Below are 24,962 nucleotides of genomic sequence, written 5' to 3' on the forward strand. Positions count from 1 at the left end.
CTCAGAACAGGTGTTTCTCGATCAGGGCGCGCGCGGTTTCCAGTAGCTCATCGCCCGGCACGCCGTTCTCTTTCATCTCGGCGACCCATGCGTCGATCACGGGCTGCGAGGCGTCTCTCCACATAGGTGTATCCTCGGCCGGGATCGTGATGATCTCGTTGCCCAGATCCATCGCGGCCTGACGCGAGGGGATATCCTCGGCCTGCTGCAAACGGCCCGCCTGCGCCGAGAAGTCGGCGCCGGAGACGCTGTCGATCGCGGCTTGCAGTTCGGGATCGAGCGCGGCGTAGCGCTCCTTGTTCATCGCGAGGATGAAGCTCGCGGTGTAGATCGACGGCCCGGCGAATTGCGTGTGATGGTGGACCAGCTCGCCGATATGCAGCGAGGCGGACACCTCCCAAGGCAAAAGCGCCCCATCGATCGTCCCGCGGGAAAGCGCCTCGGGCACAGAAGGCACCGGCATCCCGACTGCCGTCGCGCCGAAATGCTCCAGCAGCTTCGTCGTCACCCGCGAAGGCCCGCGCAGTTTCAGCCCCTCGAAATCGGGAATGTTCCGCACCGCCTTGTTCGCGTGGATCACGCCCGGCCCGTGCACCCAGGTGCCCAGAAGATGGAAGTCGCGAAAATCCGTGTCGATCATCTTCGCTTGCGCCAATTCCCACAGCGCTGCGGAGGCCGCCTCGGCCTCGGCGACCATGAAGGGCAGCTCCATCACCTCGGTGCGCGGGAACCGTCCCGGCGTGTAGCCCGGCAGTGTCCAGACAATGTCGACCACCCCATCGGTGACCTGATCGACGAGATCGGTCGGTTTCCCGCCCAACTGCATGGAGGGGTAGTGCTGGATGCGAACCCGGCCCTGCGTCGCCTCCTCGACCGCCTTGATCCACGGTGTGAGGATATGGGCGGGCACGAAGCTGGTCAGCGGCAGGAACTGGTGGAGTCGCAGAGTGACCTCCGGCTCGTCGGCCAACACGGGCGGCGCGGCCAGAGCGGCGGCGCCTGCGGCAAGGGCGAAACTCTCACGGCGGGTGAATCTCTGGCTCATGCGGGGCTCCCTCTCACGCAGTCCAGAGCGGATTTACCCGGCGGATGCCCCGACGTCCAGTTTTGCTTTTCCCGAGAGGACGGGATCTGTCATGCGGCGCGCGATCCGGTGCCCCGCTCGGGCGGATCCCTCCTCTTTCCGCAAAAGAAAAACCCGCGCCAAGCGCGGGCTTTTCCTGTCCCCGGAGCGTCAGGCCCTACCCCGTATCTCCGGAAATGAAAGAGGCCGGAACGCTAACGTCCGGCCTCTTCCAATTCGGTGTTAACCGAAATTAGTTGTTCGAGGCTGCGACAGCAACGCCGATCAGCAGCAGAACCGGGATGATGATGCCGGCGTTCGAGGACGACGACTGCTCAACCACGACGGGCTCGGGCTCGACGACCGGAGCGGTGTAGCCACCGGCGAAAGCGGTCGAACCGGTGAGGCCGAGGGCCAGGGCGATGGTAGCGATCTTTTTCATAGTAATCTCCGTCATTACCGTAGGGAGCCGCCGGGTTTTCTGGCAGCTTCCCGGCGAGACTTACACAGCTTCCCGGGATTGCAAAGAGTGAATTACACGGCCCATTCACGCAGAGGCGAAGACTGTTGCACTTTGGCACGTTTATTGCATGAAATGCCCACAATTCGTGTCTAACGCGGCACATGGCACCATTCTGCGCTTCTTGAGCGGCGCGGATTCTGAGAAGAATTACCAGAACTTGCCGGGAAATGGCTTGCATCTTCGCCGCCCGGGAATCAAGGCATCGACATAGCACAGGCAAGGACGAGAATATGAAAATCGCGATGATCGGCACGGGCTATGTTGGCCTGGTTTCGGGGGTGTGTTTCTCCGATTTCGGCCATGAGGTCGTTTGCGTCGACAAGAACCCCGCGAAGATCGAAATGCTCGAGGGCGGCCGCGTGCCGATCTACGAGCCGGGCCTCGACGATTTGATGGTGAAGAACGTCGAAGGCGGGCGTCTTTCCTTCACCACCGACCTGAAGAAAGCCGTTGCAGGCGCCGATGCGGTCTTCATCGCGGTGGGCACGCCGACGCGGCGCGGCGATGGCCATGCGGACCTGACCTATGTGATGGCCGCCGCCGAGGAGATCGCCAACGCGATGACCGGCTATGCGGTGATCGTGACGAAATCGACCGTGCCGGTGGGCACCAACCGTCAGGTCGCGGAGGTCGTGCGCAAGACCCGTCCCGACATCGAGTTCGACGTGGCCTCCAACCCCGAATTCCTGCGCGAGGGCGCGGCGATCGACGATTTCATGCGGCCCGACCGGGTCGTCGTCGGCACCACCTCCGAGAAGGCCGAGGCTGTGATGGGTGAGATCTACCGCCCGCTCTTCCTGCGCGAATTCCCGATCCTCTACACCGATCTGGAAACCGCCGAGATGATCAAATACGCGGCGAACGCATTTCTCGCGACGAAGATCACCTTCATCAACGAGATCGCGCGGCTCTGCGAGAAGACCGGCGCGGATATCAAGCAGGTCTCGCGCGGCATGGGGCTCGACGGCCGGATCGGCAACAAGTTCCTGCATGCGGGCCCGGGCTACGGCGGTTCGTGTTTCCCGAAGGACACGGCGGCGCTCGCGCGGATCGGTCAGGACTACTCCTGCCCGATGGAGATCGTCGAAACCGTCATCAAGGTGAATGACGACATCAAGCGGCGGATGATCGAGAAGGTCGTCGATCTCTGCGGCGGCTCGGTCAATGGCAAGACGATCGCGGTCTATGGCGTGACCTTCAAGCCGAACACCGACGACATGCGCGAGGCCCCTGCCCTGACCATCGTGCCCGCACTGGTGGGCGGCGGCGCGAAGGTCCGTGTGGTCGACCCGCAGGGCAAGCGCGAGGGCGAAGCGCTGCTGCCGGGCGTGTCCTGGATGGATGACGCCTATGCGGCAGCCGAGAAGGCCGATTGCGTGGTGATCCTGACCGAGTGGAACGAGTTCCGCGCGCTCGATCTGCAGAAGATCGCGACGACGATGGAGACCGCGCGCATGGCCGACCTGCGCAACATCTACTCCGAGAAGGACGTCAGGAAGGCGGGCTTCGCGGATTACGTTGCGGTCGGGCGGTAAGGAAGCGGCCGCGCCGGGATCGGCCCGGGGAGGGGGCTCTGCCCCCGCCCTTCGGCCCCCCGGGATATTTCCCCCAAGAGGAAGGGGAGGCCGCTTAGGCCACCTGCCCCGCCGCCCAGCCGGACGCCCAGGCCCACTGGAAGTTGTAGCCACCGAGCCAGCCGGTGACATCGACCACCTCGCCGATGAAATAGAGCCCTGGCACCTGCTTGGCTTCCATCGTCTTCGCGTCGAGCGCATCGGTGGACACGCCGCCCAGCGTGACCTCCGCCGTGCGATAACCTTCCGAGCCCACGGGCCGCACCTGCCAGCGATGAATCTGATCGTCGAGCTTGGCCAGATCCTTGTTCGATTGCTCGGCCAGCCGCCCCTTGAGCTTTGCCTCCGCCACCACAAATTGCGCGAGCTTCTCCGGCAGATGCCGCGCAAGCGCATTGTGCAGCGCCTGCCGGCCCGCCGCGTCGCGCTGCTCAGCCAGCGCCCCCGCGATGTCATCGCCTGGCGCGAGATCGACCCTGAGCGTGTCGCCCTCGCGCCAATAGCTGGATATCTGCAGGATTGCAGGGCCGGACAGCCCGCGATGGGTGAACAGCAGATCCTCGGCGAAATGCGTCTTGCCGAGCCGCAGATCGACGGGCCGCGCGAGGCCGGACAGCGGCGCGGTGCGCGCGAGATCCTGCTCGGCGAAGGTCAGGGGCACCAGAGCGGGGCGCGTCTCGACGATCTCGAGGCCGAAGCGCTGCGCGATCTCGTAGCCGAGGCTCGACGCCCCCATCTTCGGGATCGACTTGCCGCCCGTCGCCACAATCACCGAAGCCGCGCGGATCGGGCCTTGCGAGGTCGTCACCAGGAAACCTTCGCCCTCGCGCTCCACCCGGTCGATCGAGGTCTCGAGCGACAGCTCGCCCCCTGCCGCACGCAGATCGCGCAGCAGCAGGTCGATGATCTGCGTAGCCTTCCCGTCGCAGAACAGCTGGCCGAGATGTTTCTCGTGCCACGCGATCCCTGCCGCATCCAACCGCGCGATGAAATCCGCAGGCGTATAGCGCGACAGCGCCGAGAGAGCGAAGCGGGGATTGCGCGACAGGAAGCGTTCGGTCGCATTCTGCCGGGTCAGTAGCCGGTTGGTGAAGTTGCACCGCCCGCCGCCGGAGATTCGAATCTTCTCGCCCGGGCGCCGTGCGTGGTCGAGCACGCGCACCGACCGCCCGCGCCGCGCCGCCTCGATCCCGGCCATCAGCCCGGCAGCGCCCGCGCCGAGTATCACAACATCGCATTTTTCCATGCCGCCTCGCTTGCCGTAGCGGCGCATGACGCGCAATCGAAATTTGTCGGATTTTCCTCTTGAAGCCCCGCGCGAGCTTGGCTAGATAGCCCCCAAGTTGGGGCGTAGCCAAGTGGTAAGGCACCGGTTTTTGGTACCGCGCACCGTAGGTTCGAATCCTACCGCCCCAGCCACTCTCCTTTTTTTATAGCTAAACCAGCTAATTGCGGACCGGATCAGATTCGCAAAGGTAACACTTTGCGGATCACGTTCCCGGACTATCAGGGCATTCATCCTCGTCGAGTCGAAGGATCGCTTTCGCCCGCTCTATAGCCGCAAGCTCGGCCTCCATCTCCGCCATCTCTCGCTCAGCGCGCAGGAAAATCGGAAGATGGACTCGATCATGTAGAAAGAGCGCAGCATGCGCCTCAGGCCATCCAACGTTACTCGGTCGTTCATTAGACTTCTCCTCTAACGAAAAGAGCGACGCCCTGAGGGCACGCCCTATGGATGCGGCCGCAAGGGACGGGCGATCAAGCAGAGCGCAGAACCTCACCCGCCCAAATTTCCCGGCAGCAATCGGGCATGACGCCCGCAGCCCCCAACGACACGAGCCGAACGTGAGGGCTCTCACTTCTGTTGCCCGCGCCAAGGGCTCGGTCGTTTTTGGGCGAGAGCAGACATTCGCTGCATTGACGGTGCTCATCTCAGGTCGATACTCGCCACGAAGTCCATGGCAAGCACTCAACCGAAGCTTGTCGCACTATCCAATAATGCCGTTTGTCTAAGCGCTCACGCTTTCCCTCACTTCTTCAGCTTCGCCTGTTCGAGGGACCAGTATTCCATGTCGAACAGCTCGCGCTCGGAAATCGGGGCGAAGCGCCCGAACTCTTCCGCCGCGTTCACGATACGCGCCGTCTGCTCCAGCAGATCGCCTGCGATGCGCGCCGCTTTCTCGTTCGCACCGACTGCAAAAAGCCCCTCGCCTGGCACAAGCACCGCGCGCGGCGCAGGATCGAGCATGGTCTTCGGCTCGGAAGCATGGGGCGCGTTGCGCTCGAAATAGGCCTGATAGCGATCGGCGTAACCCGCGAGCTTGCGCTCGATCGCCGCGACATCGTCCCCGACCTCCACGATCAGCGGGAAGGGTTTGATACGTATCACGTGGTCCGGGGTCGCTGTGCCACGCATTGCCAGCTCCGACAAATCCTCGCGCGAGAGATAGCGCCGGATCGCAGGTGTCGTGCGGAAGTCTACCACGGGCTCGGCGCCAAGCGCTCCCTGCGCGGCGAGGGCCCGGGTCAGCGCAGAGACCAGATCATCGGGGACCGGCGCGTCATTGGACTGCGGACCCTCCACAGTGATCCCTTGCGACGCGAGAAACGCTTCGGCGGCGCTAACGAACTCGATCGTCAGCTCATAGCTCTCGCGCGCGGTCTCGGCGAAGGTGAACAGCCCGTGCTTCTCGAGCCAGAGGCCTTCCATATGCGGGTCGCGAGCAAGCGCATCCTTGCACGCATGGCTGAGCGCGTAGCCGGGCATGACGTAGGGCACGAAGCCGACCCGACCGTCATAGAGATCGCGCACCACCGTCTCCATGTTCTCTTGATCGGCCAGCGCGAGGATCGCCGTTGCATGGCAATGATCGACGAATGCCTGCGGCATATAGGCGTGCAGCAGCGCCTCTACCGAAGGATTCGGCGCGGTCGGGTCGAGCAGCTGGCTGCGCAGGAACGCCACCATCTCTTCGTCCGACATATACGGGATGGACCGCGTCTCCAGCAGCGGCTCCAATCGCATCGCCGGGAGGCCCGGCGCTTCGATATCGCCGAGGTCCCACCCCGACCCCTTCACATGAATGATCGCGCCGCCCGGCGCATCGGGAATCTTGACCGATGTATTACCACCGCCATGCAGCACCAGTTCAGGGTTCTGTCCGATCAGACGCGAGCTATAGACGCGCAGCCCCAGTGCCGCGGGTTGGCCTGCCGCTTCAGCAGCCTCAGCGAATGAATGGGCGTCGGCGTCGTTCCAGCGCGATTGCATGGGAGGCTCCTTTTTCAACGTGTTTGCGAGGGCGCGTCGCCGCGCCCCCGCTAGGTGCGATCACTGGGGATCAGAAATCAAAGTTGTCGATATTATCCTTGGTGAACACGGTGCGTTCGGGCAGCAAAACGATGCCGTTATCCTTGGCTTCATAATCGTAGCCTTGCACCGAGTTGGGCGAGACCTTCACTTCGCCGATGCCGGGCACATCCATCGTGTCACCGACCTGAAGCGGCCCGTTCTTGAGCACGTGATCGGCGACCGCCACCGAGATCGCACCCTGCTGGGTCACGTCCCACAGGCCGAAGCGCGCAACCGTTCCGCGCTTCACATAGGGGCGCATCACGTTGGGTGTCGAGAAGCCCACGATCGTCACTTTGCCAGCCTTGTCCAGATTTTCGGCAGCTTGGGCTGCGGCGGGAAGCGCGTTGGCATCGGGCGCGATGATCGCGTCGAGATCGGGATAGGCGCTGAGGATGCCCTCTGCGGTCTGAAGCGATTTCTGCGCGTCGTTATAGCCGTACTGCGTGGTCACGATTTCCCAGCCGGGATGCTCCTTCGCGATCTTCTCCTTCGCGGCCGCGACCCAGGCGTTCTGGTCGGTCACGGTCGGCGAGGAATAGAAGAAGGCGACCTTGGCCTTGTCCTTGCCGTTCAGCCCGTCGGATGCCATGTCCACCAGCATGCCGCCCAACTGCGCGGGCGTGCCCTGGTTGATGTAGTAGGAGCGGCAATCCGGGTTCACATCCGAGTCCCAGGTCATCACCAGCACGTCGCGCGCCATCGCTTGCTTGAGCGCCGGGCAAAGGCCATCGGGCGAGACCGAGGCGAGGATCACCGCCTTGTAGCCCTGATTGACGAAGTTGTTCACGAACTGAACCTGCCCTGACACGCTGGGTTCGGTCGGCCCGTCATAAGTGACGTTGTCGCCAAGCTTCTTGCCCATGTCGACAGCGCCCTTGCCGCCCGACGTGAAGTAGCCCACCCCGACAAGCTTCGGAATGAAGGCGATGTCCTCGGCCGCGGCCGAATTGGCCATCAGCATCCCTACCGCAAGGGTGCCCATCACCCATTTGGTCGATTTACGCATTTCAGTTCTCCTCCTCTGAACTCTCTGGACGCGTCATTCTGACGGACGCGGCCGCACCGGAATGAACTCGCGCAGCAAGGACGCCCCGTGGCGCATTGCGACGACGACAACCAGCAGCGCTCCGGACAACGCGCTGGAAACCTGACTGGGAACACCGCTCATCTGCAGGCCCTGCTGCAGGTAACCGATGATGAAAGTGGCGATGATGGTGCCGATGACCGAGCCCTGACCGCCATAGATCGAGGCGCCTCCGAGAACGGCGGCGGTGATCGCGGGCAGCAGCGTTGCCTTGCCCAGATCGACCCGCGCCGAGCCGAAATAGGCCGACAGCAGCAGCCCCGCGAGCGCGGCGGCAAGCCCGGTAATGACATAGGTCAGCAGCTGCACCCGAGCGACGGGCATGCCCGCGTGGCGCGCGGCGGATTCGTTCTGGCCGATCTGGAACACCAGACGCCCGAAGCGCGTGACATGCAGCAGAACCAGCATCACCAGCGAGAAGGCGAGGAACACGAAAAGCGGCATCGGCAGGCCGAGGATCATCTGGTAGCCAAGCCCGGTGAAGGCCGCCGGGAAGCCGCCGATGCCGTCATAGCCGTTCGCGCCGACGACGCCGGAGAGCACCGTGGCCGCGCCCGAGAACATATAGAGCGCGCCAAGCGTCACCACGAGCGGTTGCAGCCGCGTGAGCCGGATGATCGTCGCGTTCAGCAGCCCCGCGAGCGCACCCGTCGCGAAGCCCACCGCAAGCGAAACCGGAAGCGGCATCCCGAAGAAATTGGCAATCCCGAAAGTGATCGCACAGAGCCCGACGGTGGAGGCGAAGCTCACGTCGATCCCGCCAGCGATGATGACGAGCGTCAGCGGCACCGCGACGATCCCGACATGCACGAAATCCGAGGTGCCATAGAGCAGCGAACTCAACTTGAGGAAGCGCGGATTGATGGCGCCGAACACCACGAGCTCAAGGACCAGAAGCCCGAGCAACAGGACCTCCCAGCGCATCACGAGACGCTTCATGCCGCTTCCTCCAGATCACGGGTTTTGGGTGGGGGCGTTTCGCCTCGGCGGTAACGCGCCGCGCGGTCGCGCGCTTCCAGCGCGATCCGCAGTCGACCGTCGATCAGCAGCACGGCGAGCAGCATCGCTCCGCCGATGAGGTCGTTCCAGTAGGCCGGGATCTTGAGGAAGACGAGCGCGGTGTTGATCGAGGTGAAGAAGATCACGCCGATCACAACCCCGGCAACCGATCCGACGCCGCCCAGCAGGCTGATCCCGCCCAGCACGAGCGCCGCGATCGCGCGCAGTTCCATCCCCGAGCCAGCCTGATTGGGCACGAAGCCGATCTGCGCCGCAAAGGCGATACCCGCGATGGCATACATCGCGCCCGCCCAGACAAAGGCGAGAAACTCGATCCGGCGCACCGGCAGGCCCAGATGGCGCGCTGCCTCGCGGTTGTCACCTACCGCGAAGATCCAGCGTCCGCGCCGGGTGCGCAGCACCAACCAGACCGCCGCGATCAGCGCGAGCGCTACGACACCCACCGCCGACAGCCCTAGGAAACCTTTGCCGGAGAGGTCCTTGACGCCTTGCGGCAGCTCCTCGATCCACTCGCCGCCGGTGGCGATCAGCATCACGCCGCGGAACAGGCCAAGCGTGCCAAGCGTGGCCACGATGGAGGGCACGCCAAGCAGCGCCACGAGCCCTCCATTGAGCGCGCCCGCTGCCACGCCCGCGCCAAGCGCGGCCGCGATCGCCACCGGGAGCGACGCCCCTGCGTTCACCGTCAGGCCCAGCGTCACCGCCGAGAGCCCGAGCACCGAGCCGCCCGAGACGTCGATATTGCGCGTCAGGATCACTGGAAAAATCCCCAGCGCCACGAGCATCAGCACCAGGCCGTTCGACCAGATGATCGAAGCGGTGCGCGCCGAGAGGAACCCAGGCGCCGCCGCACCGACAAGCAACAGCACGATCAGCGTGACGAGGAACAAGGTCGCGACACGTTCGCGGGCGATCCGTTCAAGCATGGACGGCCTCCTTGGATTCGAAGGCCAGTTCGGCGATCTCGTCGGTGCTGCTTCCGCCCGGAAGCTCGCCGGCGAGGTGCCCGCCCGCCATTACCGCGATCCGGTCCGACAGGCGCACGACCTCGTCGAAATCAGAAGAGATCAGCAACACCGCCGTGCCTGCGTCGGCCAGCTGTTCGATCAGTTCGTAAATATCGTTGCGCGCGCCCACATCGACGCCGCGCGTCGGCTCGTCGAGGATCAGAACCCGCGGCATTGCGGCGAGGCATTTCGACAGCAGAACCTTTTGCTGGTTTCCACCCGAAAGGCTGCGCACCGGTTGCTCCGCCGTCTCGCATTTGATCCCAAGCGTCTTGCGATAACCTTCGAAGCGCGCGCGCTCTGTGCCAGGCCGCAGCAGGAAGGGCAGCAGATAATGCACGAGCGAAGAGGTATTCCAGTAAAGTGGCGCATCGAGAAAGAGCCCGTATTGCTGCCGGTCTTCGGACAGCAGCACGACATTCTCACGCACCGCGTCGCGCGGTGTCCGGGCGACGAAAGCGCGGCCCTCGAGTGCGACCTTACCGCCAGCACGCGGCCGCAGTCCGACGAGGGTTTCAGCCAGTTCGGTGCGCCCTGCCCCGACGACCCCGGTCAGACCGAGAACTTCTCCGTGATGCACATCGAAAGAGATATCGACAAAGCCTTCGCCCCGTAGCCCCGCGACTTCGAGCGTCTTGCGCTCGGCGCGGGTCCTGTCGGCGCGGCGGTCGCGCAGGGCCGCGACACCGGGACTCATCGCGGCGAGAATCTCCGCATCGTTGCTTTCGGCCATCTTCGCGCTGTGCACGACATAGCCGTCGCGCAGCACCGTGATCCGGTCGCTGACCGCGCGCAACTCGTGCAGCTTGTGCGAAATGAAGACGAGCCCGTGACCTGTCGCGCGAAGCGCCCGCATTCGATCGAAGAGCGTGTCCACCTCATGCGGAGTAAGCGCCGAGGTCGGCTCGTCAAGGATCAGCACCTTCGCCTCGCGCACGAGGCCCCGCAGGATTTCCACGATCTGTCGGTCTGCGATCTCGAGGGTCGCGGCCTTGGCATCGGGCGACAGCGCGACGCCAAGATCCGCGATCAGCTCGCCAATGCGCGCGCGATAAGCCTCTGCCCGGCGCGGCAGGCCAATGCAGATATTCTCCAGAACGCTTTGATTGGGGAAGATATGCGCCTCTTGCGGCACCAGATACAGCCCCATCGCCTGCGCCTGCGCGGGCGTCGCGGGATGCAGTGGCGCTCCACCAATGGAGACCCGCCCTGCCGTCGGCGCGACCAGACCTGCGAGGATTTTCATCAAGGTGGACTTACCCGCACCATTGCCGCCCAGAAGCGCATGGATTTCCCCGGCACGCACCGCGAAATCCACGCCCTTAAGCACGGGCACGCCGCCGTAGCTTTTAGAAACCCGGCCAAGCTCGGCGAGCACAGATGTCATAGCGCCTCCCTCGATCAACATCCCGTCTCCTCGAATGTTCATCTGTTTGTCGTGATGACATCTGTTCATCCGATATACTCGCTGTCAACAATTTTTAGCTTATTTTTTATGCTGCGATGCGGCGTTTTTGAGTTATTGACTTGTTCATATGTTTTTGTAACGAGTTATTTGAACATTGCCCCACCACTTCGGAGGACCGATCGTCATGGAAGAGCTAGCGCCGAACGAAACGGACGAAGCCCTGCTCGCGCGGGTCGCTTGGCTCTATTACAATGACGGGCTCACGCAGAGCGAAGTCGGGCATCAGCTCAACCTCTCGCGCATCAAGGTATCGCGGTTGCTCGATGCCGGACGCGCCTCCGGGCTGATCGAAGTGCGGATAAATTCGCGCCAGCAAGGCTGCCTCGACATCGAGACCCGTCTGCAGGAGCGATTCCGCCTCAAGGATTGCCGCGTGATCCCCGACAGCGCCGGATCAGATGTCGACGCGCGGATCGGACAGGCGGCGGCGAATTACCTCATGCAGAAACTCGCGCCCGGCGACAGTCTTGCGGTCGGCTGGGGCGCCACCGTGTCGAACGCCATCCGGGTGCTCGGCCATGTGGTGCAGGAGCGCCGGATCGAGCTGTTTTCGCTGACGGGCGGCGTGCAGACCTATGTGCAGGGGATGCGCGAGGCACATTGGGACCGCACGCCGAACATCATCCCCGCGCCGCTCGTCGTCTCGACGCCGGAACTGGCCGCCGCCCTGCTGCGAGAGCCTGCGATCTCGTCCTTGCTCAACCAGGCGATCGCGGCCGATTACAAGCTGGTCGGGATAGGCGGCATCTCGGAACAGGCGACCGTGGTTGCGCAAGGCTATATTACCGCAGGCGAAATCGAGCCACTGCGCCGCAGCGGTGCACGTGGCGATGTGCTCTGTCGGTTCTACGACCGGACCGGGCAGGACATGGAGCTGCCGCTGCATGAGCGCGTGATCGGCGTCGATCTGGTCCAGCTCCGCGACTGCGAGCAGGTAATCGGCGCCGCCGGGGGCCCAAACAAGGTGACCCCGATCCTCGCCGCGCTGCGCGGCCAAATTCTCGACATTCTGGTGACCGATGAGGCGACCGCGCTGTCGCTCCTCGACGCCGCGGAGGACTGACATGCGCTATTTTCTCGCCTTCGACGCTGGCACCGGCAGCGGGCGGGCCGTCCTGTTCGACGAGACCGGCGCCGAGATCGCGACCGCCGGGCAGGAATGGTGGCACGCCAGCGACCCGCGCTATCCTGGCTCGATGGATTTCGACACGGAAGGCAACTGGGCAGCGCTGGCCCGCTGCTGCCGCGAGGTGATCGCGAAGTCCGGTGTCGATCCAAAGGATATCGTCTCGGTCAGCGCCACGGCGATGCGCGAGGCCTTCGTTCTGCATGACGAGAGCGGTGCGGAAATCTGGGCCTGTGCGAATGTCGATGCGCGCGCCGATGCCGAGGTCCGCGAACTCAAGCGGGACTATCCGGGGCTGGAGGAAGACATCTATGCGCGCTCGGGGCAAACCTACGCGCTTGGAGCCCTCCCCCGGCTGATCTGGCTGCGCCGGCACATGCCCGAGGTGCTCGACCGGGCCCGGGCCCTGACGATGCTGTCGGATTGGGTGCTCTATCGGCTTTCGGGAGAACTCACTTCCGAGCCGTCAAATGCCGGGACGACCGGGCTGATCGGCCTCGCAGATCGCAAGGTGCTTGGCGACGCGATGGAGAAACTGGGGCTGCGCAGCGACATCTTCCCGCGCGGCGTCGTGACCGGAGAATGCGTGGGCACGGTAACAGGCGCGGCGGCAGAGGAGACCGGGCTCGCGCCTGGTACGCTGGTCGTGGCGGGTGGCGGCGATTGCCAAACCGGGGGACTAGGGCTCGGGATTGTCGGGAATGGCGATTGCGCGGTGCTCGGCGGCACGTTCTGGCAGCAGGTGGTCAATGTCCCGCTGACCCTGACCGACCCGAGCATGAAACTCCGGATCAACCCGCATGTGGTCTCGCATCTCAATCAGGCCGAAGCGATCAGCTTCTTCACCGGGGCAGCGATGCGTTGGTTCCGCGACGCCTTCGGGCAGGGCAAGGGGTATTCCGAGCTGGAAGCCGCCTCGAAGGAGGTGCCGCCCGGTGCGCATGGGATCATCCCGATCCTGTCCGACGTGATGCGCTACCACGAATGGATCCACGCGGCCCCGTCGCTGCTCAACCTTTCGCTCGATCCCGAGAAATCCGGGCCCGCCGCGATCTTTCGCGCCTTGCAGGAGAATGCCGCCATCGTCGCGCATCGCAATCTCGAGGCGGTCTTCGCCCTGACCGGCGAGCGCCCCGCGCGCATCGTCTTTGCCGGAGGCGCATCGAAATCCCAGCATTGGGCGCAAATCCTTGCGGATGTTACCGGCCTGCCGGTCGCCACTTCGAAGGTGAAGGAAGCCACCGCGCTTGGCTGTGCGGCAGCGGCCGCGACCGGGTCCGGCCAGTTCGGCTCGCTGAAGGACGCAGGCGCGGCATGGTCCTGCATCGAAGATGAATACCAACCGAACCGCGCGCTGCGCGACCTCTACGACGAGGCAAGCGACCGCTGGCAACGCGCCTATGCCGCGCAGCGCGCGCTGGTGGCCGAGGGCGTCACCCAATCCATGTGGCGTGCCCCGGGCACGTGAGACCTGCAAGAAAGGACTTCTGAATGCTGATTCAACTGGTGAATATCAAGGTGCAGCCGGGCACGCGCGAGACTTTCCTCGAAGCCTTCAAGATCAACTGCGACGGCACGCGCGAAGAACCGGGCAACCTGCGCTTCGACCTGCTGCACGACCCCGAGGACGAGAACAACTTCTTCGTCTATGAAATTTTTCAAAGCGATGATGCGTTGGAAGATCACCGAAAGACCGCGCATTACCAGAAATGCGTCTCGATGATCGACCCGATCACGATCGGCGGGCGCTCGAAGACCTATTTCGAGCCGGTACTCGTGCAGGGCGCTGCGGCAACCTCGGCATAACGCTCGATCCTATAAACCGAAGCCATCCCGGGCACTTCAGGCTTCGGTTTATGGAAATTCCGTCTTTGAGAATTGGATAACGCTTCCGTCACGCACGGCCGCCCGGGTTCATAAACTGCTTAAAGAAATTCTCGCAGAGCGACGAATTCCGAATTGAGTGGAAAGCGGTTACTAGCTGCGCTCGGGCCCAATGCCTGCTAAGCGCCCGAAGCCGCGATCCTCAACAACCAGCGCGCATTGGTCCATCTCTCGTTCGGACGACAGCTTTGCGCGCCCGGCCACTGCCTCTTACCGAGCCACCTCCCTTTTCTTTTGCGCATCGGCAGTCAGCGCGGCGAGGCGATAGAAGCCGTGTGCCATCTTGGAAAACGGTGTCAGCAGGAAGAATGCGAGCACGGCCCCAAGATGCAAGGCCAACATGGCCGGCATCAGCGGGGTTTGACCGAGCCCATAAAGCGCCAATCCGCTCAAACCGACAAAGCCCAAGAGAGCGACAAAGCCGAATTCGCCGCTCGTCGCGCCCGAGGCACCGAGTTCGGGATCCGCCCGCAGCTTCAGACGGATCATCTCGATGCAACCCAGGGTCAGCAGCAAGCCACCCGACAGGCCGAGAAGCTTCGGCAGGGACCAGAGCGGGTAAGGCGCGCGCAGATCCAGCAGGTAATGCATCAACGTCGCCACACTCGTGGCGGCGAAACACAGAAGAAAGCCATACATAACGGCTTGATGCGCGAACCGGCGGCCTTGGGAAAAACGGTCCTCGTCCTCGAAATTGCAGCCATCTCCATGCCCGCCGTTGAGGTTGCGCATGTTCGCGGCGGCGGCAAAGCCTCCCCGAAGATCGGAGAAGCGAAGCGGACCGGCCCCGACCGCGCGCCAATACCGCCGCAGGCTGATCGCGAGGCTGAGCAGCGGGAACAGGAAGGCTGGCAGGAAGATCGCGACCATCGTGTTATGCGCCAGGACCGCGTAAAAACCCTCGCCCCCTGCGCTTGCGAGCGAGAGCATGGCCCAGATCAGGAGCGCAAAGCCCAGCACCGTCGCGAGCGCGATGCGCAGCCCGCTTTTCTGGAAGGCCTGACCCGCCGCGCGGGGAAACGCGAATTCTTCCCAGCTATCCTGCCGAACATTCGCCAGCGCCTGCGGCAGGTTGAGGGCAAACTCGTGCGGTGCCGTGTATTGGCAGGCGTAATAGCACCCGCGGCAATTGTGACAGAGATTGGCGAGCTGCGTCAGATCGCCGTCGCTGAAGGCGCGCTCGGCATGGAGCGCTGGAAAGACCGAGCAATATCCTTCGCAATACCGGCAGGCGTTGCAGATCTCGGCCTGACGGCGCGCCTCTTCGAGAAACTCAGTTTGCATGGGCGGCGGCCTCCTTGCCTGCAATACGTCCGAAAACGGTGCCGATCGTCATGCCGAAACCGGCGAGATACCCCTGCCCGAGAATTGAACCGGCCATGGTTTCGCCGGCAGCCCAGAGGTTCGAAACGGGGCGGTTTCCGATCGAGCATTGTGCGCGCTCGTCGACCTTCAACCCGAGATAGGTGAAGGTCACCCCTGTGCGCAGCGAGTATCCGTAAAAGGGCGGCTCGGTGATCGGACGCGCCCAGTTGGTCTTCGGCGGGGTGATTCCGGTGGTGGACACCCCATCCAGTTCTGTCGGGTGAAATCCGGATGTGTCGCCGCAGGCTGCGTTGAACTCGGCCACGGTCTCGGCCAAGACTGCAGGCGGCAGTCCCATCTTGGTCGCCAGATCTTCGAGCGTATCGGCCTTGATCGGCGGAAAGACCGAAGGCATGAACAGTTCGAGCGACTTCGCGTCGATGATGACATAGCCCACCTGATCGGGCTGCGCCGCGACGAGACGGCCCCAGATCGCATAGCGCTTCGGCCATACGTCCTCCCCCTCGTCGTAAAACCGCTCGCCATTCTTGTTCACGACGATCGAGAACGGCACGCAATCGAGCCGCGTGACGATCCCGCCATCGAATTTCGGCGCGCGCCCGTCAATCGCGACCGCGTGGCATTGCGTCGGATCGCCGACCTGTTCGACCTTCTGCTCGAGAAGGTCCGCGAGCACGACGCCGCGATTGTAGGGCGTGCCCCGGATCAGAAAGTTCTTCGCGGCCGGCCCCCAGGCGCGGGCAAGCCAATCGGTATCGGCCTGAAAACCGCCCGACGCGACCACGACCGATTTCGGGCTGATGCGCCGCGTCTCACCATTCTGCGTATAGTCGATATGCGTCACGCGATCGTCGTGGATCTCCAGATGGGTGACAGCCGCTTCGTATTCGACCTGAACCCCGAGCGCTTCCGCGGTGCGGTAATAGGCATTCACGAGGCCCTTGCCGCCACCGAGGAAGAATGCGTTTGTCCGCGCCAGCGAAAGCGTGCCCGACAGCGAGGGCTGAAAGCGAACGCCATGCGCCTCCATCCAGGGCAGGCATTCCTCGGAGCTTCGAATGGCGAGCCGCGCCAGACCTTCATCGGTCTTGCCGCCGGTGACCTTCATCAAATCGGCAAGGTATTCTTCCTCGGTATAGCTGTCGGTGAGCGGACCAAGCGGCCCGCGATGCATGCAGCGGAAGTTGCGCGTATGGCGAGAATTTCCGCCCCGATAGGGTTTCGGCGCGGCTTCGAGAATCAACACGCGCGCCCCGGCCTCTGCCGCGGTGATCGCGGCACAGAGGGCCGCGTTACCGCCGCCGATGACGGCAATGTCGGGTTGGGGTGAAGCAAGGGTCACAGCAGATCTCCGTCATAGCTGGGGGTCTGGCCGGGCTCGGAGCGCAGGGCGCGCACGCGTACTCTCTGGGCCGCCTCGATATGTGCGCGCATCGCGCTCTCGGCGAGCGCGCCGTCGCGCGCCTTGACGGCCTCGAGCACGGCGAAATGTTCTTCTACCGCCTTCACAGCCCGGTCCGGCTCGGTCAGCGTCGTGGGTCCGAGGATCATCAGCGCCTTTTGCAGCGAGCGGATCGAGCGGGTGAGGAACCGGTTCTTCGCTGCGTCGAGCAAGGCGGCGTGGAACTGCCGGTTAAGCGTGAATGCCTCAGGGACATTGCCGATCTCGCCCAGCTGCCGGTTCATCTCGTAGAGTTCGTCGATCTCGATATCCGAAGCCGCCCGGGCCGCAAGCCGTGCCGCTGTGCCTTCGAGCACCGCGCGCATCTCGTAGAGCTCCATGACTTCGGCATAGTCGAGCCGCCGAATGCAGGCGCCCTGCCGCGCAATGTGACTGACGATGTTATCCGCTTCGAGCTTACGGATCGCTTCCCGGACAGGGGTTCGCGACATGCCCAAGCGCTCCGCCAATTCGGTTTCCCGCAAGCGGTCGCCCGGGTTGAGCCGCCCTTCGCGCAATTCGGTCAGCAGGCGGTCGTAAGCAGCGTTTCCCTGCGGTGTGCTGCCGTCCTCATTTGCCATTTCGCCCTCCGCGCTCATCTTGTGTCCAGTTGGATACATTCGTATACAAATTACGTCAAGACGAACAGGAGGCCAGTTTGCGCAAACATATTTTCGCGGGTGCCATGCGGCGGCGCGGCCTTACATTTCTCCTTGCAGCCTGTGGCACCGCGCTCTTCTGGGCGCTGGATCTGCCGCTTCCCTTCCTCTTCGGCCCGATGGCATTTTGCCTCGCCGGCGCGCTCGCGCATTTACCGCTTCAGGGCTTCGGCCAGATCTCTGTCGGCGCGCGCACGATCCTCGGCGTGGCGGTCGGCGCCTCAATCACGCCCGAGGTTATCGCGCAATTGCCGCGCATGGCGCTCTCGGTCTCTCTCGTCCCTGTCTTCATCGCGGTGATCGCGCTGATCGGCGTGCCCTTCTTCCGGAAGTTCTGGGGCTTCGATGCGCCCACCGCCTATTACGCCGCAATGCCAGGCGGGCTTCAGGACATGGTGATCTTCGGCACGGAAGCGGGCGGCAATCCCCGCGCGCTTTCGTTGGTGCACGCGACACGGGTTCTGATCATCGTGACCGTGGCGCCGTTTTTCCTGAGCCATTTCTACGGCGCCGAACTCAGCAACCCGATCGGCGCGCCGGTCGCGGATCTGCCGTGGTATGAGCTGGCGATCATGGCCGTCGCCGCGGTGCTCGGCTGGAAAGGCGGCGAGAGGCTCGGGCTGTTCGGCGCCTCGATTCTCGGCCCGATGATCGTCACGGCGACCCTGTCGCTCTCCGGGATCATCCATTTCCGCCCGCCTGCCGAGGCAATCCTCGCGGCCCAATTCTTCATTGGCTGCGGGATCGGCGTTCATTTCCTCGGCGTGACCTGGAAGGAACTCACCCGCATCGTGTCGGCAGGCATCGCCTACGTGCTCGTGCTGGCCGTGCTGGCCGCGGGGTTTTCCGGTCTTGTGACCGTGTTGGGTCTGGGCGAGCGGGTGCCAGCCTTTCTGGCCTTCGCGCCCGGCGGTCAGGCGGAGATGACGGTCCTCGCGATCGTGACCGGGGCGGATCTCGGCTTCGTCATCACCCATCACCTGACGCGCATCGTGCTCGTGATCGTCGGCGCGCCCGTGGTGGCGAGGATCCTCACCCGAAGGCGGACGGGTTGACCATGTGGATCGGGCTGCCCTCCGCATAGGCATTCACCTGCGCGAAGATGTCGGAGAACTGCTTGTCGAACTCGTCCTCGGTCACGTAGCCGGTATGGGGCGTGGCGATGAGGTTCGGATGCGCGAGCAGCGGATCTGTCGCGTCGGTCTCTGGCTCGCGGTCGAAGACATCCACCGCCGCCTGCCCGGGATGTCCGGCCTCAAGCGCCGCCAGCAAGGCACCCGGCGCAATCAGCCCTGCGCGAGACGTGTTCACCAGCACCGAGCGCGGGGACATCTGCGCGAGATCCTCGGCGGTGACGATCCCGCGGGTCTCTGGCGTCAATCGCAGATGCAGGGAGACGATGTCGCTTTGCGCGAAGAAGGCGGCACGGCTCTCGGCAACGGTCTCCCCGTCGGCCAAGACACGCGCGCGCCCCGCCTCGGAGGCCCACCAGACGACCTGCATCCCGAAGACCCGGGCATACTCCGCGACGACCCGCCCCAAACGCCCGTATCCGTAAAGGCCCAGCACCCGTCCGCGCAGGCTGCGCCCCACGCCCATCTGCCAGTTGCCGGCTTTGACGCTGGCCATCTGCTGCGGAAGCTGGCGCATCGCGGCGAGCATCAACGCGAAGGTCAGCTCTGCTGCCGCATAGTTCGCGCCATCCCCGCCCGTATTCGAACACAGCAGAACGCCTTGGTCGGTGCAGGCCTCCACATCAACATGCGGCCACGTGCCCCGCTGCGAAATCAGGCGCAGGTTGGGAAGCCGCTCGAGCAAGCCGCGCGTGATCTTCGTGCGTTCCCGAAAGAGAACCACGCATTCGGCCTCCGCGAGGCGGCGCGCAAGCGCCTCCTCATCGGGCTCGTGATCCGTCCAGACCGTCACCTCGTGCCCATCCAGCATGCGAAAACAGGGCAAGCTGCGGAGCGTGTCGAACCAGTCGTCGAGAATATGGACCTTCATTGCCTATCCCATGGTTAGCCTTGACCGGACAGCGCCTTGATCGCGCGACTGACCCGGTCGTGCAGGAGCACGTGATCGGGGGATTTGCCCTCGTCGCGGGCGATCTTCGCGACGATCTCCTTGCGAATGTCCTCGAGGTCCTGACGGACGCGGCTCAGCTTCTCGAAATGGGTCATGGCCTCCTCAATGCGACAACAATACGGGAATTTTCGTGCGCGCAAGCACTTCCGAGGTCACGCCTCCAAGGAAATCTTCGCGAAACTTGGAATGCTCGAAGGCTCCGAGCACGAGAAGCGACGGATCATTGCGCCCGCACCAGCCGAGGAGCGTGTCCGCCACCGGTCGCGGCGTCGGCCAATCCTCGTGAATGGCCGCCACGCCGTGCCGCGAGAGATGGGTTAGAAGGTCGTTGATAGCGCGGTCGTCATGCGGCCCAACGGTCAGAACGCTGACCCGTCCGTCATCCTCGAGCAGTCGCAGACTGTCGGAGAGCGCGCGCGCGGCGGCCCGCCCTCCATCCCATGCGAGCGCCGCATGGCTGTGCTTTGCGCCCGCATCATAGCCCTCGGGAACCACGATCACCGGACGGCCCGACATCAGCGCGATACGATCGGGATGCAGGACCACATGGGCATCGCCATCGTCAGCCTGCGTGCCCACGATCAGCATGTCGTAATAGCGCGCCGCTTCGGACAGAACATTGTCCACGCGTCCAGCCACGACTTTCAACTCGAGATCACTGCCAAGCCCCAGGGCACGGCGCTCTTCCTCGAACCGCGCCTCGATCTCGCGCAGGATGTCGCCATTGGCCGCTTCAAGAAGCGCACGCGCCTCCTTCGGGATCCAGCGCGAGCGGCGGTCGATCACCTCGTGCGCCGCATGGGCCATTATCGCCGTCACATGAGCGCCACGCTGCGCCGCCATGGAGGCGGCATAGCGCAGGGCGGCGACCGACCCGCTCGATCCATTGAAGGCGACCAGAAGATTCATCATCGGCATGTCAGCGTCCTTTCCAAACCGAAGCGGGAACATAGACTCGGCCGTCGGCCAACTTGCGCGCGGTGCGCAGCAAACCTGCGGAGTTCAGCGTGAAGTGGTTGTTCATTTCGAAGTCGACGAGGACCTCGATCGTGCCGGACGCATGCTCCAGCACCACGCTCGCCGGGCTGGTGGTCGGTCGCTCCAGCAGACCGTCGGCCACAGTGCCGGGCGTGAGCGCGCAGGAGGCAAGACATTGCGCGCCGGTGACCGCCATCGACGGATGCGTGTTCCACGGCATGAAATAGCGCGTCGCGATGGTTCCACCCGCCTTGGCTGGCGCAAGCAGGCCGAATTTCGGCGTCACCGATTTCGAGACGTCGCCCATCCCCATCGCCGCGCCCGCCTTGAGGCGCACGGCCTCCATGCGGGCGAAGAACTCGGTATTCGCGTCGAGCTCTGCCGCGCTTTCATAGCCGGTAAGGCCGAAGTCCTGCGCCCGCGCGATCACCATCGGCATCGCGACATCCATGCAGGTCACCTCGATACCGTCGAACTCATCGTGCAGATGCCCGGTCGGAAGAAACGCCCCGGTCGAGGAGCCGACGACCCCCATGAAATTGAGCGCGATCGGCGCGGCCGTGCCGGGCACGCCGGCAATTTCCGCGTCGCCGTCGTAGCGCATCGCCCCGCCCGGCGTCTGAACGCGCGCGAGGACTTTCGCCCCGGTATTGACCGCGCGGATCTTCACCTCGGTCTCGTCTCCCGTGGGGCGCACGAGACCCAGCTCGATCGCGGCCGGCCCCACCCCCGAGAGGATGTTGCCGCAGGTCGGTTTGAAGTCGACGAGCCGATCCTCGACCGAGACCTGCGCGAAGAAATAATCGACCTCCGCCCAGTCATCGTCCGAGGGCGAGAGCATCGCGACCTTGGTCGTCACCGCGACGCCCCCGCCGAGCCCGTCGATATTGTTCGCATGCCCCGAACCGAGCACCGCGATCAGAACCTCGGCCAGAGTCTCGCGATCGGCAGGCAGATCGGCGCGGTTGAAATAGGGGCCTCGCGAGGTGCCGCCACGCATGAATACATAGGGAATGGCTGTCTGTTCCATCTCATTCGCTCCGTCGGATCATTTCAGGGGCCAAGGAAGATTGGCTGCGTGCTGCAGCAGGCCGGGCGGGAAATCGCGGTTCAGCGCGCCGGCCATGACGCACATCAGGGCGATGCCGCTGGCGGCGAGGATCAGCGTCTTGGGCCAGCTGGCCTGGGCGCGGATGCGCAGGAAGGTGACGAGGAACCCGGCCAGTGCGAGGATGAAACCGACGACGTAAGTCGCCGCGATCAGCCCCGCGAACCACGCGAGCGTCCCCCACAGGCCATAGGGCGCGTCCGCGTCCTCTCCCGAGACTTCCTTGTCCGCGAAGATCACATCGCGCTCGGCGCGCAGGATCATCTGCACCAGCAGGATCACCAGCGCTGTCAGCGTGATGCCCCCAACCACGAGCGGCACGATCTTGTCGGTCATGTTGTAGTTCGGGATCAGGCTCGCGTTGACGAGCGCAGCAATCACGTAGCCCATGACCACCAGCAGGAAGATCAGCGGCGCGCGTTTGGAGCCCGACTGGACATCACCCTCGGCCATGATCGACTTAGCCTGCCGCAGCCCGAGGAAGACCGACACCACCGTCACGATGAGCAAGACGATCACGATGGGCGAGAACAGGTAATCGACGCCCGCCGAGAAGGAATTGCGGAACCGGAAGGATGCGATCTGGAAGGCCTGGTTGGAGAATTTTTCGACAGGGTTCGACAGCACGAAGCCGATCAGGAACGCCGGGCGCGACCAGTCGAACCGGCGCAGGAAGATCCCGATCAGGCCGATCGCGAACAGGGCTAGGATGTCCTCGAAATTCTGCCCTGACTGGAAGGCCGCGAAGGAAATCAGCATGAACAGGAACGGCGCGAGATAGGTGAAGCGGATCGTGGTCAGCTTCGCGATCCCGCCCGAGGCCGCGATGCAGAGCACCGTGCCCACGACATTTGCCAGCGCCAGCAGCCAGACGATCGAATAGGTGATATCGAGATTGTCCCGCAGCATGTTGGGACCGACCTCGATATCGCCAGACCCCAGCAGGGCGAGCGCGCCGATGAAGATCGCCATCGAACCCGAGCCCGGGATACCGAAGAGCAGCGTGGGGACGAGGCCGCCGCCTTCCTTGGCGTTGTTCGAACTCTCCGGCCCGATCACGCCGCGGATTTCGCCCTTGCCGAAATTCGACTTGTCCTTTGTGGTCTGAACGGCGTGGCCGTAGGCGATCCAGTCGACGACCGACCCGCCGAGCCCGGGGATCACGCCGACGATCACGCCGATCAGCGAGCAGCGGACGGACAGCCATTTGTTGGCGACCCAGTCGCGCACGCCTTGGCTCCAGCCGGCGCCGAGCGTCGCGTCCTTGGCGATCGAGCTGTCCTGACGAAGCAGCGAGACGATTTCGGGCAAGGCGAAGATGCCGAGACCGACGATCACCAGCTGCAGCCCGTCCGTGAGATAGGGAATGTCATAGGTCGCCATGCGCAGGCTGCCGCCGGCGTCGGCTTCGCCGATCGTGCCGATCAGCATGCCAAGCCCCGCGGCGGCGAGGCCCTTGAGCGCAACGCGCCCCGCGAGCACAGCGACCATCGAGAGGCCGAGGATCGAGATCATCAGCATCTCGGGCAGGCCGAAGGCCAGCACCAGCGGCCGGGCGACCATGATGAACATGGTCAGGAACAGCGCACCGACGAGACCGCCGAAGAGGGACGAAGTGAAGGCGGCCGAGAGCGCCCGCGCCGCCTGCCCTTTCTTGGCAAGCGGGAAGCCGTCGAGAACCGTCGCCTGGCTCGCCGAGGACCCGGGGATCCCCATCAGTACGGAGGCGAAGGTGTCCGAGGTCGGCACGACCGCGACCATGCCCACCATCAGGGCCAGCCCCAGCACCGGGTCCATGCCGAACATGAATGGCAGCAGGAGTGAGAGGCCGGCGATGCCGCCGAGACCGGGGAAGACCCCCACGGCCAAGCCCATGACGACCCCGAGCACCAGGTATCCCAGAACAACAGGTTGCAGAATCAGAGCCCATGCCTCGCCAAGCGCAGGCACGGCGGTTGCGAAGACATCCATCTCGCCCACCTCGAATTTTAGGATTATGAGAAAGTGAGCGGTCCGCGTCCCGCAGGAAGGGACCGCTCGAGGGTTTCGCTTAGTTCAGCGAAACGCCGTAGGCTTCTTGAAGCCAGTCGGTCACATAGGCTTTGGCTTCGGGAGATACGGTCGTGCCTTCCTTGGTCGCCTGCTCGGCGCCCTTGCCGACGAAGACGTCGTATTTACCAACCTGCTGTGCCGCGATTTTCTTGAAGTCCGGACGGTTGCGCACGGCGTCGAAGGCTTCGGTATAGGCTTCGACCACGTCATCGGGCGTGCCCTGCGGCAGGAACGCGATCTTCTGAACCGGGAAGCCCGCGATGAAGAACGCTTTCCACGAATCCCAGGCTTCGCCGGAGGTTTCGCAGCCATCGGTGGCTTCGCAAACTTCCTTGAAGGTCGGCAGATCGGGGAAGGTCGGATCGCGGACGATGTTGTTATTCTCGTCGAGCGCGCCCCAAGTCATCATCGGAACGGCCTTGCCATCCTCGACCATCGAGAGCGAGCCGCCGAGATAGCCGGTCGTCGTCTGGTAGTCGATCGTCGCCTCGCCGCGTTCGAACATCAGGCGACCGTCGCCGCGCCCCTTGATGCCGAAGACCGGCTCCACGTTCATGCCCAGCATCCGCCATGCGAGAAGCGGCACGAGGTCGAGACGGGTCGCACCCTGCGAACCGTAGATGAAGTTGAGATCCTTGAGGTTATTCGCAGACCCGTCGAATTTCTTGCCGGCCTCGGGATTGAGATAAGCCACGCCGCCCGTGCCCGATGCCATGACCGGGATCCAGTCGGAATACTCGTAGCGCACCCGAGGATCCCCCAGCAGATAGGGGAACTGCGTCGAGCCGGAGGTACCGAACAGCAGCGTGCCGTCCTCGTAGCGCTGCTCCTGGAACCAGTTCGCGCCCTTGGTCGAGCCTGCGCCCGGCATGAACTTCACGATCACGGTAGGCTTGCCCGGCAGCTCCTGCGCCAGCAGCGGCGCAAAGAAGTTGGCCCATTTCGCAGAGCCCCCCGTCTCCGAGAACGGAATGACCCATTCGATGGTCTTGCCGCTGAAGTCGACATCCGCGAGGGCCGGTGCCGACATGAAGGCGAGCGCCGCCGCAGAATATACGAATTGCTTGATGGTCATTAGTGTCCTCCCTTAGACCTTTCGAACCGGGCGGGCTCGAAGCCGGCCGGTATGTAGTTATTCTCCTCAAGGGACGAATCCCTCCTCCTACACCGGCAACATGTCGTCCTAACCTTGCGCGAAACTTGCGCAAC

General features: G+C 64.0%; 22 protein-coding genes and 1 tRNA gene. 6 read left to right on the top strand and 17 right to left on the bottom strand.

The window, feature by feature from the left end:
• Nucleotide 1: 1 nt before the first annotated feature.
• Together BMG03_RS15285 and BMG03_RS15290 are read right to left on the bottom strand one after the other, a co-directional pair.
• A complete protein-coding gene (locus tag BMG03_RS15285; RefSeq protein WP_075774282.1) occupies nt 2-1,045 on the bottom strand; it encodes a TRAP transporter substrate-binding protein in 1,044 nt (347 codons plus the stop codon).
• 271 nt (nt 1,046-1,316) lie between these two features.
• Nucleotides 1,317-1,505: a hypothetical protein gene (locus BMG03_RS15290; RefSeq protein ID WP_206184199.1), complete on the bottom strand. Its 189-nt coding sequence runs from the start codon at nt 1,503-1,505 to the stop codon at nt 1,317-1,319.
• A gap of 311 nt (nt 1,506-1,816) precedes the next feature.
• Here BMG03_RS15290 and BMG03_RS15295 point away from each other — a divergent pair, with 311 nt between their 5' ends.
• Nucleotides 1,817-3,121 carry a UDP-glucose dehydrogenase family protein gene (locus BMG03_RS15295; protein ID WP_075774281.1) on the top strand — a complete coding sequence of 435 codons (1,305 nt, stop codon included), beginning with the start codon at nt 1,817-1,819 and terminating at the stop codon, nt 3,119-3,121.
• Between the two features lie 94 nt (nt 3,122-3,215).
• Here the strand turns inward: BMG03_RS15295 and BMG03_RS15300 are convergent, their stop codons facing one another.
• Entirely contained in the window at nt 3,216-4,406 is a 1,191-nt protein-coding gene (locus BMG03_RS15300) for a BaiN/RdsA family NAD(P)/FAD-dependent oxidoreductase (RefSeq protein ID WP_075774352.1), read from the bottom strand.
• A gap of 98 nt (nt 4,407-4,504) precedes the next feature.
• Here BMG03_RS15300 and BMG03_RS15305 point away from each other — a divergent pair.
• A tRNA-Gln gene (locus tag BMG03_RS15305) sits at nt 4,505-4,579 on the top strand.
• Between the two features lie 610 nt (nt 4,580-5,189).
• On the opposite strand, the gene BMG03_RS15310 is transcribed toward BMG03_RS15305, so the two are convergent.
• The 5 genes from BMG03_RS15310 to lsrA all read right to left on the bottom strand — a co-directional run bounded on the left by BMG03_RS15310 (nt 5,190) and on the right by lsrA (nt 11,013).
• Nucleotides 5,190-6,431: a class II aldolase/adducin family protein gene (locus BMG03_RS15310; protein ID WP_075774280.1), complete on the bottom strand. Its 1,242-nt coding sequence runs from the start codon at nt 6,429-6,431 to the stop codon at nt 5,190-5,192.
• Between the two features lie 70 nt (nt 6,432-6,501).
• Complete coding sequence (lsrB, locus tag BMG03_RS15315) at nt 6,502-7,521, bottom strand: autoinducer 2 ABC transporter substrate-binding protein LsrB (RefSeq protein WP_075774279.1); 1,020 nt, start codon at nt 7,519-7,521, stop codon at nt 6,502-6,504.
• Nucleotides 7,522-7,554: 33 nt separating this feature from the next.
• A complete protein-coding gene (locus BMG03_RS15320) occupies nt 7,555-8,538 on the bottom strand; it encodes an ABC transporter permease subunit (RefSeq protein ID WP_075774278.1) in 984 nt (327 codons plus the stop codon).
• Entirely contained in the window at nt 8,535-9,545 is a 1,011-nt protein-coding gene (locus BMG03_RS15325; RefSeq protein WP_075774277.1) for an ABC transporter permease subunit, read from the bottom strand. Before BMG03_RS15325 ends, BMG03_RS15320 begins: the two co-directional genes overlap by 4 nt.
• A complete protein-coding gene (gene lsrA, locus BMG03_RS15330) occupies nt 9,538-11,013 on the bottom strand; it encodes an autoinducer 2 ABC transporter ATP-binding protein LsrA (RefSeq protein ID WP_075774351.1) in 1,476 nt (491 codons plus the stop codon). Before lsrA ends, BMG03_RS15325 begins: the two co-directional genes overlap by 8 nt.
• 205 nt (nt 11,014-11,218) lie before the next feature.
• On the opposite strand from lsrA, the gene BMG03_RS15335 reads away from it, so the two are divergent.
• Genes BMG03_RS15335 through BMG03_RS15345 form a run of 3 tightly spaced genes read left to right on the top strand, consistent with a single transcriptional unit; the run spans nt 11,219 to nt 14,026 of the window.
• On the top strand, nt 11,219-12,157 hold the full coding sequence (locus tag BMG03_RS15335; RefSeq protein WP_075774276.1) for a sugar-binding transcriptional regulator: 939 nt from the start codon (nt 11,219-11,221) through the stop codon (nt 12,155-12,157).
• 1 nt (nt 12,158) lies between these two features.
• Entirely contained in the window at nt 12,159-13,688 is a 1,530-nt protein-coding gene (gene lsrK / locus BMG03_RS15340; RefSeq protein ID WP_075774275.1) for an autoinducer-2 kinase, read from the top strand.
• Between the two features lie 23 nt (nt 13,689-13,711).
• A complete protein-coding gene (locus BMG03_RS15345) occupies nt 13,712-14,026 on the top strand; it encodes an antibiotic biosynthesis monooxygenase (RefSeq protein WP_075774274.1) in 315 nt (104 codons plus the stop codon).
• Nucleotides 14,027-14,314: 288 nt separating this feature from the next.
• On the opposite strand, the gene tcuB is transcribed toward BMG03_RS15345, so the two are convergent.
• From tcuB to BMG03_RS15360, 3 genes are read right to left on the bottom strand one after another with little or no spacing between them, the layout of a single operon-like run.
• Nucleotides 14,315-15,388 (bottom strand): tricarballylate utilization 4Fe-4S protein TcuB, encoded by a 1,074-nt coding sequence (tcuB, locus tag BMG03_RS15350; RefSeq protein ID WP_075774273.1) that lies wholly within the window; start codon nt 15,386-15,388, stop codon nt 14,315-14,317.
• On the bottom strand, nt 15,378-16,772 hold the full coding sequence (gene tcuA / locus BMG03_RS15355) for an FAD-dependent tricarballylate dehydrogenase TcuA (protein ID WP_075774272.1): 1,395 nt from the start codon (nt 16,770-16,772) through the stop codon (nt 15,378-15,380). Before tcuA ends, tcuB begins: the two co-directional genes overlap by 11 nt.
• Nucleotides 16,769-17,452, bottom strand: a complete 684-nt coding sequence (locus BMG03_RS15360; RefSeq protein ID WP_075774271.1) for a GntR family transcriptional regulator — start codon at nt 17,450-17,452, stop codon at nt 16,769-16,771. The genes tcuA and BMG03_RS15360 overlap by 4 nt, the downstream gene beginning before the upstream one ends.
• Nucleotides 17,453-17,556: 104 nt before the next feature.
• Between BMG03_RS15360 and BMG03_RS15365 the strand changes: the two genes are divergently transcribed.
• Nucleotides 17,557-18,585, top strand: a complete 1,029-nt coding sequence (locus BMG03_RS15365) for an AbrB family transcriptional regulator (RefSeq protein WP_075774350.1) — start codon at nt 17,557-17,559, stop codon at nt 18,583-18,585.
• Here BMG03_RS15365 and BMG03_RS15370 read toward each other — a convergent pair.
• The 6 genes from BMG03_RS15370 to BMG03_RS15390 all read right to left on the bottom strand — a co-directional run bounded on the left by BMG03_RS15370 (nt 18,563) and on the right by BMG03_RS15390 (nt 24,828).
• Entirely contained in the window at nt 18,563-19,534 is a 972-nt protein-coding gene (locus BMG03_RS15370; RefSeq protein WP_075774270.1) for a D-2-hydroxyacid dehydrogenase family protein, read from the bottom strand. The genes BMG03_RS15365 and BMG03_RS15370 overlap by 23 nt on opposite strands.
• A gap of 14 nt (nt 19,535-19,548) precedes the next feature.
• Nucleotides 19,549-19,710: a hypothetical protein gene (locus BMG03_RS20895; protein ID WP_167733399.1), complete on the bottom strand. Its 162-nt coding sequence runs from the start codon at nt 19,708-19,710 to the stop codon at nt 19,549-19,551.
• 7 nt (nt 19,711-19,717) lie between these two features.
• Entirely contained in the window at nt 19,718-20,533 is an 816-nt protein-coding gene (locus BMG03_RS15375; RefSeq protein WP_075774269.1) for a universal stress protein, read from the bottom strand.
• Between the two features lies 1 nt (nt 20,534).
• Nucleotides 20,535-21,623: a 4-oxalomesaconate tautomerase gene (locus tag BMG03_RS15380; RefSeq protein ID WP_075774268.1), complete on the bottom strand. Its 1,089-nt coding sequence runs from the start codon at nt 21,621-21,623 to the stop codon at nt 20,535-20,537.
• Nucleotides 21,624-21,641: 18 nt separating this feature from the next.
• Complete coding sequence (locus tag BMG03_RS15385) at nt 21,642-23,672, bottom strand: tripartite tricarboxylate transporter permease (protein ID WP_075774267.1); 2,031 nt, start codon at nt 23,670-23,672, stop codon at nt 21,642-21,644.
• 79 nt (nt 23,673-23,751) lie between these two features.
• Nucleotides 23,752-24,828, bottom strand: coding sequence for a type 2 periplasmic-binding domain-containing protein (locus BMG03_RS15390; protein ID WP_075774266.1), 1,077 nt, complete (start codon nt 24,826-24,828; stop codon nt 23,752-23,754).
• Between the last annotated feature and the right edge of the window lie 134 nt (nt 24,829-24,962).

The organism is Thioclava nitratireducens, from assembly GCF_001940525.2.
Classification (GTDB): Bacteria; Pseudomonadota; Alphaproteobacteria; order Rhodobacterales; family Rhodobacteraceae; genus Thioclava; species Thioclava nitratireducens.